12 protein-coding genes are annotated in these 14,258 nt (G+C 45.1%); 5 read left to right on the top strand and 7 right to left on the bottom strand.

The window, feature by feature from the left end:
- Positions 1–104 precede the first annotated feature (104 nt).
- Entirely contained in the window at positions 105–1,361 is a 1,257-nt protein-coding gene (locus tag EXZ60_RS11590; RefSeq protein ID WP_013856051.1) for a methyl-accepting chemotaxis protein, read from the bottom strand.
- An 88-nt stretch (positions 1,362–1,449) separates the two neighbouring features.
- Here EXZ60_RS11590 and EXZ60_RS11585 point away from each other — a divergent pair, with 88 nt between their 5' ends.
- Positions 1,450–1,656, top strand: a complete 207-nt coding sequence (locus tag EXZ60_RS11585) for a hypothetical protein (protein WP_277435732.1) — start codon at positions 1,450–1,452, stop codon at positions 1,654–1,656.
- 86 nt (positions 1,657–1,742) lie between these two features.
- Here the strand turns inward: EXZ60_RS11585 and EXZ60_RS11580 are convergent, their stop codons facing one another.
- On the bottom strand, positions 1,743–3,266 hold the full coding sequence (locus EXZ60_RS11580; RefSeq protein WP_026027277.1) for an inorganic triphosphatase: 1,524 nt from the start codon (positions 3,264–3,266) through the stop codon (positions 1,743–1,745).
- A gap of 204 nt (positions 3,267–3,470) precedes the next feature.
- Between EXZ60_RS11580 and EXZ60_RS11575 the strand changes: the two genes are divergently transcribed.
- The 3 genes from EXZ60_RS11575 to EXZ60_RS11565 all read left to right on the top strand — a co-directional run bounded on the left by EXZ60_RS11575 (position 3,471) and on the right by EXZ60_RS11565 (position 6,322).
- A complete protein-coding gene (locus EXZ60_RS11575) occupies positions 3,471–4,151 on the top strand; it encodes a TIGR00153 family protein (protein WP_013856047.1) in 681 nt (226 codons plus the stop codon).
- A gap of 144 nt (positions 4,152–4,295) precedes the next feature.
- Positions 4,296–5,555 (top strand): inorganic phosphate transporter, encoded by a 1,260-nt coding sequence (locus EXZ60_RS11570; protein ID WP_026027278.1) that lies wholly within the window; start codon positions 4,296–4,298, stop codon positions 5,553–5,555.
- A 158-nt stretch (positions 5,556–5,713) separates the two neighbouring features.
- Complete coding sequence (locus EXZ60_RS11565; protein ID WP_026029138.1) at positions 5,714–6,322, top strand: TIGR04211 family SH3 domain-containing protein; 609 nt, start codon at positions 5,714–5,716, stop codon at positions 6,320–6,322.
- 62 nt (positions 6,323–6,384) lie between these two features.
- On the opposite strand, the gene EXZ60_RS11560 is transcribed toward EXZ60_RS11565, so the two are convergent.
- Together EXZ60_RS11560 and EXZ60_RS11555 are read right to left on the bottom strand one after the other, a co-directional pair.
- The gene (locus EXZ60_RS11560; protein WP_194566182.1) at positions 6,385–7,152 is read right to left on the bottom strand and encodes a general secretion pathway protein GspB; all 768 of its coding nucleotides are present in this window, start codon (positions 7,150–7,152) and stop codon (positions 6,385–6,387) included.
- On the bottom strand, positions 7,152–8,774 hold the full coding sequence (locus tag EXZ60_RS11555; RefSeq protein WP_277435731.1) for an ExeA family protein: 1,623 nt from the start codon (positions 8,772–8,774) through the stop codon (positions 7,152–7,154). The genes EXZ60_RS11560 and EXZ60_RS11555 overlap by 1 nt, the downstream gene beginning before the upstream one ends.
- Before the next feature lie 88 nt (positions 8,775–8,862).
- Here EXZ60_RS11555 and EXZ60_RS11550 point away from each other — a divergent pair, with 88 nt between their 5' ends.
- The gene (locus EXZ60_RS11550; RefSeq protein WP_019283343.1) at positions 8,863–10,074 is read left to right on the top strand and encodes a multifunctional CCA addition/repair protein; all 1,212 of its coding nucleotides are present in this window, start codon (positions 8,863–8,865) and stop codon (positions 10,072–10,074) included.
- Positions 10,075–10,190: 116 nt separating this feature from the next.
- Here the strand turns inward: EXZ60_RS11550 and eno are convergent, their stop codons facing one another.
- From eno to mazG, 3 genes are all read right to left on the bottom strand, one after another.
- A complete protein-coding gene (gene eno, locus EXZ60_RS11545; RefSeq protein ID WP_013856041.1) occupies positions 10,191–11,492 on the bottom strand; it encodes a phosphopyruvate hydratase in 1,302 nt (433 codons plus the stop codon).
- A gap of 79 nt (positions 11,493–11,571) precedes the next feature.
- Complete coding sequence (locus tag EXZ60_RS11540) at positions 11,572–13,212, bottom strand: CTP synthase (RefSeq protein WP_277435730.1); 1,641 nt, start codon at positions 13,210–13,212, stop codon at positions 11,572–11,574.
- A 223-nt stretch (positions 13,213–13,435) separates the two neighbouring features.
- Positions 13,436–14,233 (bottom strand): nucleoside triphosphate pyrophosphohydrolase, encoded by a 798-nt coding sequence (mazG, locus tag EXZ60_RS11535; protein ID WP_088732852.1) that lies wholly within the window; start codon positions 14,231–14,233, stop codon positions 13,436–13,438.
- Between the last annotated feature and the right edge of the window lie 25 nt (positions 14,234–14,258).

Below are 14,258 nucleotides of genomic sequence, written 5' to 3'. Positions count from 1 at the left end.
CCAATGCAGTCGCTAGAAGGCTATTTATAGCAAACTTATATCAATAAAAAACGCCCAACAACAAGAATTGTGGGCGTTGATTGAAGGATCGAATTTCTACAGAGTTAGACTTTGAACATCGTAATTTTCCGATCTAACTCTTCGGCGTTGCTTTGCATGATCTCTGATGTTTCAAGCAACTCACCAACCACTGTTACTGAGGCTTCAACAAGCTCCCTCACATTGGTTAGATTTTGGTCCATTTCCTGAGCCACGCTAGTTTGCTGCCCAGCGGCCGTTGCGATTTGGATATTCATGTCATTGATCCGTTGCACTTGATTCACAATACCATCTAATTCAGTGCCCGCATTGGTAACCAGCTCAACTCCTTCAGCCGCTTCAACTACACTTTTTTCCATTAAATCAACAGCTGAATTGGCACTATTTTGTAATTGAGAAATCATCTCTTGGATCTCAATCGTCGCTTTTTGGGTGCGCTGCGCTAAGTTACGCACTTCATCGGCCACCACCGCAAAACCACGCCCAGCTTCACCAGCCCGAGCCGCTTCAATGGCAGCATTGAGCGCGAGTAGGTTGGTTTGCTCGGAAATACTTTGGATGGTTCCAACAACACTGCCAATCGCAACAACTCGTTCTTCAACTTGGTTGACGGCTTGCGCTGATGCCGCGATATCCTTCGATAGCTCACTCATCTTAGTGATGGTGCCTTTAACAAAACGCTGACCAGTTTCTGCTTGACCTGACGCTTGCTCGGTTAGTGCTGATGCATTTTGTGCATGCTCTGCGACCGTTTGCACCGTGGATGTCATTTCACTCATGGCGGTGGCCAATTGGTCAATTTCGTTAAACTCTTCTTGAGCCGAATCTTTGGTTTCTGACATGCTGATGGTCATGACTTCAGTAAGTGACGAAAGCTCTTGTGAGGCATCTACTTGCATCTTAATGACGTCTTGCAACTGGCGGCGGGTTTTCTCAAGCTCTCGCGCAACGTCGCCGTACTCATCTTTACATTCCATATTAATCGGTGTGGAAAGATCACGACTTGCCATCAACTTAATTGAATCACTTAAATATTGTGTTTGGCGTAGCATGACTTTGGCTGCGGCGAGTAAAAGCACAACAAAAACGATGATCATGAATGCCGTTTGCCATACTACTTGAGTCAAATAAGCATCATAGTGTTGCTGAGCGATTTCGGTATTCTGAGTTGCTGCAAGCAGTGATTCGTAAAAAGTACGAGCATCCCAAAGCTGCTTTGCGATGATCAATACTGTACTAAACACCATCAGCATAACCATTTTAGGAACGAGACGAATATCGGTAATCAAACGTTCCCATGGCTTAAATGCCATTGTTGCCATTGTCAGTTCTCCACTATGTCTTATATGTTGAAATTTCGGTAAGTAAGCAAACTCAAAAACTAAAAAAGCTATTTATTTTGAGCTTCGTATGAAAAAAGATGATATCAAAGATGAGACAAATCCAATGTGTTTATTGTTGCTGATCCACTCACTCATGGCATTATTTGTGATCTCAGGCTTGTTGTTCATCCCTGTCAATCATGATACCTGTTTGGTTTCTATCGACCCTGATTTTTTGAACTGTAGTCGTTTCGTTGTGCAACCTGTTGGAGATTTGATCTCATCCACAAATTAATTGCAATTAATGAAACTAAATGAGCAGAGATATAAAAAAGAGACACCGCAGTATCTCTTTTTCATTTTGGCTGTGAGCCATGTTGATTAGCGACTTTTACGCCAATAAGGCTCGGCTTCAATGCCAATTTGTCGCGTCTGCTCCATCGCATGAACAATGGAGTTTTGTTGGCGAATCAGCCATCGCTTGAGTTGTTCTTGTTCGTCTTCTTGCAACTTGTCGATCAAATTCTCTAGCGGCTTGAGCATTAATAAATCATCTATTCCTTGCAGTAAATCAGCCCAAGGGAGACGGAAGTTTTTGCGTTCTTCAATATCATAAAGGCTCGCAAAACCGATGCCAGTGTAGAGATTACGCATTAAACGATACTGCTGATCAATATACTCTTGAGGGCTTAGCTCAACTTTAGGAGGAAAAGCTTCCATTAACTCGGCCCATGTGCGATCCAACTGCTTCACCGAAAACGAACCGACGTTACGCGCCATTTTTTCTCTGGCTTTATCGTCCAAGAAGGGTTGCCATCCACGGCTCAAAATCCAACGACTGAGATCAAGCAGTAACCCTGTATACCGCGCCGAACTGAGCAGCTTTAAGTTTTCTTCCCGATTAGGTAGTGCCTCTTGCTGCTCTTTTAACTCGGCGATGATAAATTTACGAGCGTCCAGTTTACGCAGTGCGTGGCCTTTATCTTCAAGCAGGTTTGTTAGGTAGTCATGAGTTTTTAACCACGATAACTCTTGCTCCAACCATTTTAATTCCTGACGTAAAATAGCGCTGGCGCGACGTGGCACAATGCCGCCATAAATGCTCAAGATCTGGCGTAAAAAACTGGTGGCGTGGCTTATCTCATGTAACGCCGGAATTGAATCGCGCTCGGTGTAGATCTGTTCATGGTGATGCCAATGGGATAATGCATGCTCTAGCGAGTGAATAAAACACTCTTCCACGCTGTCAGTACTGATTGTATTGACCAAGGTTAAGGCGTGAACTTCATCACCTTGATAACCAGACGCAAGACGATAGCCTCGCGCCGCTTTACTCAAGTTACCCAGACGCATACCACCGTGCTCACAAAACTGGCGAGCTAACGTAAACAAAGCATCCGTTTGCCCCGATTTCAACTCCAGCTCCACTTCGCAGATAGGTTCTTGTTTTTCACCTGCAACGACAAAGCCTTGATCAAAAGCCACTTCAACTTGGCTGCCATCAGCCATGCCAATCAGCCACTGCTCGCGTGTGAAGTTGGTCGAAAATAGAGGCATCAGTTCAGATTGTAAGGTCGTAATATCTTTACCTTGTGGCCAGATATCTTCCGGATGAAGCGTCAAGTTCGGTTCATTGCTGTTGTGCTCAGCATTGTATTCTGGTCTTTGGTGCAACCCTGCAACGACTCGACCCGCCGTTTTAACAGTTTGAACATACACATCATCAAAGCGACGAATACGAAGCCCTGTGTCGTGTTGACGCAACCAGTTGTCAGGTGTATCGAAGTAAGTGTTCCCTAACGCTCGACAACTGTGCTGAAGTACTTTGATTTCAGAGATCTTGTAGCGCAAAATTTCCGAAAATTCTGGTGAAACAAAAAACTTCAGTTCTATCTCGGTTTCCATAACTAACCCTTTCAAAGCAGATAGCGAAAGAATATGGCCTAATGCACAGTGGGGCAAGTAACAAATATCACCGGAATGATGATCTAAAACAGTTTTAATGAGAGATTTAATGGGTTAACATGCGCGCCTTTATAGCCATCGCTCAACATTTCGCCATGAATGGTATATGTTATTTTAAGGTTATATTTTTTAGGTTGAACGACCATGCCAGTAAATACAATTATGGGGTTATTTGCAAAGTCCCCTATAAAGCCTTTGCAGCGCCACGTTGTGTGTGTGAATGAATGTTGCTCTCACTTAGTCAATTTCTTTGAAGTTTGTTCAAAGGGTGACTGGGAGAAAGCAGGTGAAATTCGAGCCCAAATTTCTCATTTAGAGAAAGAAGCGGACGTACTCAAGCGTGAAATTCGTCTTAAACTACCACGCGGTTTATTTATGCCTGTCGATCGTACTGACATGCTAGAGCTGTTAACTCAGCAAGATAAACTGGCCAACCTTGCAAAAGATATTGCAGGCCGTGTCTACGGCCGTCAATTGATCATCCCAGAGCCTCTTCAAGAAAACTTCATTGCCTACGTAAAACGCTGCCTTGATGCAGCAAATCAAGCGCAAAAAGTGATCAATGAGCTCGATGAGTTATTGGAAACAGGATTTAAAGGTCGTGAAGTCACACTGGTGGCGGAAATGATCAATCAACTGGATGTGATTGAAGATGACACCGATGCGATGCAGGTTCGACTCCGCCAACAATTAATGGCTATTGAGTCGAAAATGAATCCGATCGATGTAATGTTCTTGTACAAAATTCTAGAATGGGTGGGCGGCATTGCCGATCAAGCTCAGCGCGTTGGCGCTCGTCTTGAACTAATGCTTTCTCGCTCTTAAATCAGTAAGTTAACCAAATAACGAAGAGCAAAACTTGATCCATCAGCTTAGGCGTTGATTATTTTCTCCGCTGATGGTTTTGACTCGCTTCGAGAAAATGAGTCCAGTTATGCTCCGCTTGTTATCAAAAGACTAGGTATTACGATGGATATCCTTGCGAACTACGGCACTGTCCTGATTCTTGTTGCAGCCGCTTTTGGCTTCATGATGGCGATTGGTATTGGTGCAAATGATGTTGCTAATGCAATGGGAACTTCAGTAGGCTCAAAAGCGCTAACCGTAAAACAAGCTATTATCATTGCGATGATTTTTGAATTCGCTGGTGCATATTTAGCGGGTGGTGAAGTAACCGAAACCATTCGTAACAGCGTCATCGAACCCGCACTTTTCGCTCACCAACCCGACGTTCTTGTTTATGGCATGATGTCTGCACTTCTCGCCGCCGGAACATGGTTATTGTTGGCTTCATACATGGGTTGGCCTGTATCAACGACTCACTCTATCATCGGCGCAATTATCGGATTTGCCTGCATATCTGTCGGCCCAGAAGCGGTTGATTGGGCCTCAGTAAAAGGCATCGTAGGCAGTTGGATTGTCACCCCAGTCATTTCTGGTTTGTTCGCCTACTTAATCTTCGTCAGTGCTCAACGATTGATTTTCGATACTGAAAATCCACTGATGAATGCCAAACGCTTTGTTCCTATTTATATGTTCATCACCACTATGGTGATCGCACTGGTTACCATCAAAAAAGGCCTTAAACATATAGGCTTACACCTGAGCACCGGTGAAGCATGGTTATGTTCTGCGGCGTTATCAGGCCTTGTTATGGTCGGTGGTTACTACTACATCAAGAGAAAATTTGCCAACCGCGAAGAAGACCATGGGTTTTCCGGTGTTGAGAGCATCTTTAGCGTATTGATGGTGATCACTGCGTGTGCAATGGCTTTTGCGCATGGTTCAAATGATGTAGCTAACGCGATTGGTCCTCTGTCTGCGGTGGTTTCAACTGTTGAAAGCTTGGGTGCTGTTAGTGCTAAAAGCTCAATTGCTTGGTGGATTTTGCCACTGGGTGGTTTTGGTATTGTGGTTGGCCTAGCTACCCTTGGTCACAAAGTGATGGCGACGGTCGGTACGGGTATCACTGAACTGACGCCAAGCCGTGGCTTTGCCGCTCAGTTGGCAACAGCGTCAACGGTCGTATTGGCATCAGGTACTGGCCTTCCAATCTCAACCACACAAACACTTGTTGGTGCGGTATTAGGGGTTGGTTTTGCTCGTGGAATTGCGGCATTGAATCTAGGTGTGGTGCGTAATATCGTTGCTTCATGGATTGTCACCTTGCCAGCAGGCGCTTTACTTGCGGTCATTTTCTTCTATGCCCTGCAAGCAATATTTGGCTAATACAATAAGTCAATAGATTGTAAGTGCAATGTCATTAATTGACTCAAACGCACAGAAAGGGAGGCTTAGCCTCCCTTCTTTGTTGCACCAATCAACGAAACTTCTTAATATTTGTCGAAAGCATTTTAATACCTCATTTGATAGCTAAAGGACTTATCGTGAAAAAACTGATCTGCATGGTTTTACTGACCATGTTGGCTGCGCCAACGTTTGCGCAAGACCGCTATATTGCGGACAAACTCTTTACTTATATTCATTCAGGTCCAAGTAACCAATTTCGCATTCTCGGTAGCATCGATGCAGGAGACAAAGTAAAGCTGCTTGATGTTAATAACGATACTGGTTATAGCCAGATTGCCGATGAGAAAGGCCGCACGGGTTGGGTTGAAAGCCGTTTTGTCACTCGCCAAGAAAGCATGGCGATGCGTTTGCCGAAATTGGAGAGTGAGCTGGCCGAAGTGAAAAGTAAATTGGCCAATGCAAAGCAAAATGCAGACAGTGAAAAAGCCGGATTGGCCAATTCATTAGAGGCTCGCAATCAACAAATTTCAGAGTTAGAACAAAACTACAGTGATATCAGCAAGCAGCTCACTGATTCACAAACTGAAATTCGCGAACTACGCGCTAAGCTGGATACTCAGAAAGAGGATCTACTGCTTAAATACTTTACTTACGGGGGCGGCGTAGCGGGTATTGGTCTGCTACTTGGACTAATTTTGCCACACATTATCCCACGCCGTAAGAAACACCCTTCTGGTTGGGCATAATCTCCCTAACAGACTGGATCTATCACTTGAAAAACGGTCACCAGAGAAAGGTGACCGTTTTTTTATCCTTTCCAATCATAAAGAGCTGGGATTTCAATCAATTCACCATCGAAACGTATCAAGGTTGATTGCGGATTGATCTCGACTAATTGCACGCCATTCACCACATCATCGCCTACCTTTCGCTCTACGCCATTAATTTTTACCCATCGTTTATCTGTGCGACTTGAATAAACGTGAGTCTGGAAATTCAGCGCTGGGATACGTCCTGAAAAGGTATCAAGATGTTCTGTGAGCAGAAGATGACCTTTTGATGTGTCTCCTACCAGTACGACTTGATCTTTGCCTTGAATCGCCAACTCAACTCGTTGTACCAATTCCGGGGATAATTGACTTAAGTCGAGATCATTAAGGCCAAACTCCTGATCTGCGTTTTTATCTCGCGGCTCACGAGTCGTCAACTGGGTACCATGTAAAGGAGTAAATGGCGGCGTAGAGCTTGTCTCTGCAAGAGTTTTCACTCGTGGTGTATTGGTTTGTAACTCACCAAAGTCAGGGTATTCCAGAACTTGGTAAGCCCCCTCTTGTTGCACAACTTGTGTCGCATTGCGCTTCAATTGTTCTAGCTCATCGATTCGCGCTTGATATGAATGATAAACAAGATAACCGCAACAAAGCAGCGATGGAGCAAACAACGCGGTAAGTGATGATTTCGAGCACCATGAAGATGGCAAGGATTGATTAAATACTGCCACATGAGAAGAGTGAGGTAAGCTTTTGCTCTGGTGGCTAAGCTCTGATTGCTCTAATGCTTTAAGCACTTGCGACATTATCCTTGCTCCTTAGTAATGAGAAGGCGAGGTGCGTTGTGTTGAGTCAATAGCTCAAGCCGACTTATAGTGCGAGCCCCAGCAATACCATCGCTGTCCATTTTTTGCCAGCGTTGGAAAAAAGCTACTTTGCGCTTTACCTCACCATCAAATTGTTGATGCCCTGTAGCTTGCTCTCCAAGTAACTGAGACAATTTTTGGTCAAGCAGTTCAACATCATCTCCTTGCATGCCCTGTTTCAACGTTCGGAGTAAATCGTGCTGCCAAATGTAGTGATATTCTCCTGTCCATACGTCATTGAGCTGACTTTGGTTAATTTGCACATGCTTTCCTGACATTAACAATTGCACCTGCTCAGCATTGATCTGGTACAGCACCGCATAAGCTTGTGTTTGCTCCGCAGCTAAAGTGAGCACCACTGGCAAATTTAACTGCTTTAATTGGTTGAAATCACCCTGCATACGCTGACATTGAAAGCGTCCTTGTGCTTGAGCATCACAAAAACTATCGGCCAAAGATGCGCTGTAACCCCACACTTTATAAAGATCGCTAATGGCCGCTTCCAATGCCTTCGAGCGTTCTAGATCTTGTTCCAATTGAGCACTGATCACCACTTGAGTGATCGGTTTAGGTAATTCAGGGGAAGGCAACGCAAAGCGCATCATGCGATCAATCCATGGCGGGCTAAACCACGCAATGAACACAGCTAACATTAAGCCCGCAATGAGAGGAGAGCGATACGATATTGAAGACGGTACGAGGCGAGCATGAGGCGACTGATAGACCGAAGACTGAAAATTCATGACCTCTTGACCCGCGGTACGCACTAATTCAAATGAGAGCGCTTTCACGCCCTGCTGATAGGCTAACTTGAAACTCGCATCGCACACTAAGTTAATTAAACGCGGAATACCGTGGGTCTGTTCTGCTATCCATTTGATACTTTTCTGATCAAACCAATCCTTGTGACCGCCCTTGTGACCGCCCTTGTGACCGCCGGCTAACGCTAAACGAAAGTGGATGTACTGCTCTGTCTCTTGAACATTGAGAGGCAGCAAGTGATAACGACCGGTAATACGTTGCGCAAGTTGGCGTAATTGAGGTAATTGCAATTTTTGTTGTAACTCAGGCTGACCAATCAGTAAAACCTTAAGCAACTTACGGCTCTCCGTTTCAAGGTTAGTCAGTAGTCGCAACTGTTCCAGTACATCGGCGGCCAGATGCTGCGCTTCATCTATCACTAATAGCGTCTGTTTCCCTTGCGCGTGGTTATGCAGTAAATGATGATAAATTACTTGGCTAAGCGCTTTTAAACTCCCTGAAGGTGGGTAAGACAGCGCAAACTCATCACAAATCGCTTCAAGCAACTCGATGTTCGAAAAAGTTGGATTTAAAATAAACCCCGCCTGAGTACTATCATCGAGTGCCGCAAGCATCGCTCTTGCGATGGTTGTTTTGCCAGTCCCCACTTCGCCAGTTAATAGCGCAAAACCACCACCATCACCCAGCCCTGCTTGTAAATGTTGCATCGCTTCACGATGACGATGGCTCAAAAATAGGTAACGAGAGCTCGGTACAATTGAAAATGGCGGCTCGGTAAATCCAAAAAATTCCTTATACATTCTCTCGTCTCTATCATTTCACTGTGATGAAAAGTACCATTACTAACATCAATCGCCAATGGCGTTTCAGCATATTTAAGGTAATCCGGTGCAAGTATACTTAGTTGGGGGCGCGGTACGCGATCAGTTGCTCCATATTGATATCTATGACAAAGATTGGGTTGTAGTAGGCAGCAGCCCAGAGCAAATGCTGGCCACTGGTTTTACTCCTGTAGGAAAAGATTTTCCCGTATTTCTTCACCCGAAAACGAAACAAGAGTATGCCCTTGCTCGCACTGAGCGCAAAACTGGCGCTGGCTACACAGGCTTTGCCTGCTACTACGCACCCGATGTGACTTTGGAAGAGGATCTCGCCCGCCGCGATCTGACCATTAACGCCATCGCACAAGATAACGCTGGTAAGCTTATTGACCCTTATGGCGGCCAGCGCGATCTGCACAATCGCCTACTGCGCCATGTTTCTGATGCCTTTATCGAAGATCCTCTGCGCGTCCTTCGCGTGGCACGCTTTGCAGCCAAATTTGCGCATTTAGGTTTTACCATTGCCGATGAAACCATGGCACTGATGAAACAGATAACGCAATCAGGTGAGCTGCAACACTTAACCGCCGAGCGCGTATGGCAAGAGTGGCAGAAATCACTCGCCACTCAGCATCCAGAAATTTTCATTTCTGCTTTACGTCAATGCGGTGCGCTCAAAGTAGTATTACCCGAACTGGATCGCCTGTTTGGTGTTCCTCAACCGGAAAAATGGCATCCTGAAATTGATACCGGAGTACACACCTTGATGGTTGCAGCGCAAGCGGCGAAGCTCTCTTCATCGATAGCGGTTCGTTTTGCAGCGCAAGTGCATGACTTAGGAAAAGGAGTCACACCTAAAAGCGAATGGCCCAGCCATAAAATGCACTGTCACACAGGAATTAACATCATTAAAGCCTTGTGCGAGCGGGTACGTATTCCAAATGAGTGTAAAGAGTTGGCACTGCTCGTCTGCGAGCAGCACTCCAATATTCATCGAGCGGCAGAATTAAAACCCAGCACCAAACTCAAAATACTCGATAAACTTGATGCATGGCGCAAGCCTGAGCGCTTGCTGGACGTTTTACTTTGTTGTCAGGCCGATCATGCGGGTCGATTAGGTTGCGAAGAGACCCCTTATCCGCAACGCGATATTTTTCTCAAAGCTTATCAAGCGGCACTGAGTATCGATGTACAACAGGTGATCCGTGATGGTTTTCAAGGGAAAGCGATCAAAGAAGAACTGGATAAACGACGGATCGCAGCGATTAGCGCGGTGTAAATCTTTCTCTTCTCAACTCGCAATTCAAAATGCGAGTTGAGATAGCAGAAAAAACAAAACGCCCTGCAATGCAGGGCGTTCTTTAAAGTAATGATGCTAAGCTGTACCCCGTGGGATTAAGCTTGGCCTTTCACTTCTTTAAGACCGTTGAAAGGAGCACGACCAGCTAGCGCTTCTTCAATACGGATTAGTTGGTTGTACTTAGCAACACGGTCAGAACGGCTCATAGAACCCGTTTTGATTTGACCTGCAGCTGTACCTACCGCTAGATCAGCGATAGTTGCATCTTCAGTTTCGCCAGAACGGTGAGAGATTACCGCTGTGTAACCAGCATCTTTAGCCATCTTAATTGCAGCTAGAGTCTCAGTTAGAGAACCGATTTGGTTGAACTTGATAAGGATTGAGTTAACGATACCTTTCTCAATACCTTCTTTAAGGATCTTAGTGTTAGTAACGAATAGATCGTCACCCACTAGCTGAATTTTGTCGCCTAGAAGTTCAGTTTGGTGTTTGAAACCAGTCCAATCAGACTCGTCCAAACCGTCTTCGATAGAAACGATTGGGAATTGCTCAACAAGGCCCGCTAGGTAGTGGTTGAACTCTTCTGAAGTGAACGTTTTGCCTTCACCTTTCATGTTGTAGATGCCAGCGTCTTTGTCGAAGAACTCAGATGCTGCACAGTCCATCGCTAGAGTGATGTCTTTGCCTAGCACGTAGCCAGCCGCTGCAACCGCTTCTGCAATAACTTCTAGCGCTTCAGCGTTAGATTTTAGGTTAGGAGCGAAACCACCTTCGTCACCAACAGCAGTGTTGTAGCCTTTAGACTTCAGAACTTTAGCTAGGTTATGGAATACTTCTGCACCCATACGTACTGCTTCTTTAAGAGTTTTTGCGCCAACAGGTTGGATCATGAACTCTTGGATGTCTACGTTGTTATCTGCGTGCTCGCCACCGTTGATGATGTTCATCATTGGTAGAGGCATAGAGAATTGGCCAGCAGTACCGTTTAGCTCAGCAATGTGCTCGTATAGAGGCATGCCTTTCGCAGCCGCAGCCGCTTTTGCGTTCGCTAGAGAAACCGCTAGGATTGCGTTCGCACCGAAGTTAGATTTGTTTTCAGTACCATCAAGGTCGATCATCACTTGGTCGATAGCTGCTTGATCTTTAGCATCTTTACCAACTAGAGCATCAGCAATTGGGCCGTTTACAGCTGCAATCGCTTTAAGAACACCTTTACCTAGGAAACGTGATTTGTCACCGTCACGTAGCTCAAGAGCTTCGCGAGAACCAGTAGATGCACCAGATGGCGCAGCTGCCATACCTACGAAACCGCCTTCTAGGTGAACTTCAGCTTCTACTGTTGGGTTACCACGTGAGTCGATGATTTCGCGACCTAGAACTTTAACGATCTTAGACATTAATGTTTCCTCTCGTTGAATTTAAATGTCAAAACTATAAAGGGCAGCAGCACAACAATTGCAACTGCCCGTATCCTTGTTACTTCTCTGATTCACCGCGTTGGAACTCACCTGCCGCTTTAATAAAGCCTGCAAATAGTGGGTGACCATCACGAGGGGTTGACGTGAATTCTGGGTGGAACTGAGCTGCTACAAACCATGGGTGAGCAGGGTTCTCAATCACTTCAACTAGCTTCTTATCAGCAGACAGACCTGATACTTTCAAGCCGGCTTTTTCGATCTGCGGACGAAGTTTATTATTAACTTCATAACGGTGACGATGACGTTCATGAATGGTTGCACTACCGTAAAGCTCATACGCTTTAGTGCCTTTTTCTAAGTGGCATAGCTGCGAACCAAGGCGCATAGTACCACCAAGATCAGACTTTTCAGTACGCTCTTCTACGTTACCTTCGTCATCTACCCATTCAGTGATCAAGCCTACCACAGGGTATTGAGTCTCTTTGTTAAATTCTGTTGAATGCGCACCTTTCATACCCGCAACATTACGTGCGTATTCGATCAGCGCCACTTGCATACCTAGACAAATCCCTAGGTAAGGAACTTTGTTTTCGCGGGCATATTGCGCAGCAAGAATTTTGCCTTCGATACCGCGGTCACCAAAACCGCCAGGTACGAGGATTGCGTCCAAACCAGTCAGCACTTCCGCACCTTTGGTTTCAACGTCTTGAGAATCGATGTATTTAATTTTCACGCTCAAACGGTTTTTCAAACCTGCGTGTTTCAGTGCTTCGTTAACCGATTTGTAAGCATCAGGCAATTCAATGTATTTACCGACCATCCCGATCACCACTTCAGCGGTTGGGTTAGCCTCTTCGTAAATCACTTGTTCCCATTCAGAAAGATCCGCTTCCGGTGCTTTAATAGCAAAACGGTTACAAACGATATCATCCAAACCTTGAGCTTTGATCAGTTGAGGGATCTTGTAGATAGAATCAACATCTTTCATCGAGATAACGGCTTTTTCAGGCACGTTACAGAACAAAGCAATTTTCTTACGTTCGTTCGCTGGGATAACGCGATCGCTACGACAAACCAAAATATCAGGCTGAATGCCGATAGAAAGCAGCTCTTTAACTGAATGTTGAGTCGGTTTGGTTTTCACTTCACCAGCAGCGGCAAGGTAAGGAACTAAAGTCAGGTGCATAAACATCGCGTGTTCACGGCCCACTTCAATCGCAAGCTGACGAATCGCTTCCATAAATGGCAATGACTCGATATCACCAACGGTTCCGCCCACTTCAACGATAGCGACATCGTGACCTTCAGAGCCTGCGATAACGCGATCTTTAATCGCATTAGTGATGTGTGGAATAACCTGAATCGTTGCACCTAGGTAGTCACCGCGGCGCTCTTTACGCAATACATCGGCATAAACACGACCAGCAGTAAAGTTATTGCGCTTGGTCATTTTGGTACGAATAAAACGTTCGTAGTGACCAAGGTCAAGGTCAGTTTCAGCGCCATCTTCCGTGACAAACACTTCACCATGTTGAGTTGGGCTCATTGTGCCTGGGTCAACGTTGATGTAAGGGTCAAGCTTCATCATAGTCACTTTAAGACCACGAGCTTCTAAAATCGCCGCAAGAGATGCTGCCGCAATACCTTTACCTAGAGAGGATACAACCCCGCCAGTAACAAAAATGTAATTTGTCGTCATGTTTAACCTGAAATTGGTTGAATGAGGGAAATGGATTTCTTCTGGACGGGATAAAAATATACCAGAAGCCCTTATTCGCTACAACGTGAAATCTATCACACTGTCATTTTTTATTTTTTGCTTCAAATCAAAGAGCACCGCTTGATATGGCTGATCACACCACTCAAATGAGTCAAATTTGTCTCAATGGGTGGGTTTTATTGTGGATTGCCAACACAGGGTATTACTTCGACTCCAAGCGCTTCACTTCATTCCACATCGCATCCAATTCTTCGAGAGAAAAATCGGTCAAGGTTTTGTGCTGACGTGCCACCAGCATTTCAATGCCTTTAAATCGACGTGAAAACTTTCGATTTGCTTTATTTAACGCCACTTCTGGATCAATTTTTAAGTGCCGAGCAAAGTTAACAGTGGCAAATAATAGATCGCCCATTTCATCCTCTACTCGAACCGGATCAGGGTTGATTTGCAACGCCTCTTCCATGACTTCTTCGATCTCTTCTTGAACTTTATCAACCACTGGGCCGATAGAATCCCAATCAAAGCCATATTGGGCACACTTTTTTTGAATCTTTGTAGCACGTAAAAGAGACGGAAAAGCGTGTGGTATTGAGTCTAGAATACTTTGATCTTTTTTTCCTGCTTGTACCTTTTCTTTGGCTTTTTCAGCTTCCCAATTGGCGTTGATTTGCGCTTCATCCTCAAACTTGGCACCCGAAAAAACATGAGGATGGCGGCGCGTAAGTTTTTCATTCACCGTTTCAACAACTTGCGAGAAATCAAACAACCCTTGCTCTTTCGCCATTTGACTATAAAAAATAACTTGAAACAGCAAGTCACCTAATTCTTCTTTGAGATTAGGCCAATCTTGGTTGTGGATCGCTTCCACCACTTCATAGGTCTCTTCGATTGTGTAAGGAACAACCGTGTCAAAAGTTTGCTTGATATCCCAAGGACAACCTGTTTTTGGGTCACGCAACTGTGCCATGATCTGTTCCAGTTGTTCGATTGGGTGGCTCATTTATCCGCTCCTTACATCAATATTT

It is taken from the genome of Vibrio sp. 1151_11, from assembly GCF_029478525.1.
GTDB classification, from domain to species: Bacteria; Pseudomonadota; Gammaproteobacteria; order Enterobacterales; family Vibrionaceae; genus Vibrio; species Vibrio anguillarum.
The sequence above is the reverse complement of the archived record's forward strand: the minus strand, read 5'-3'. Positions and strand labels throughout refer to the sequence as shown.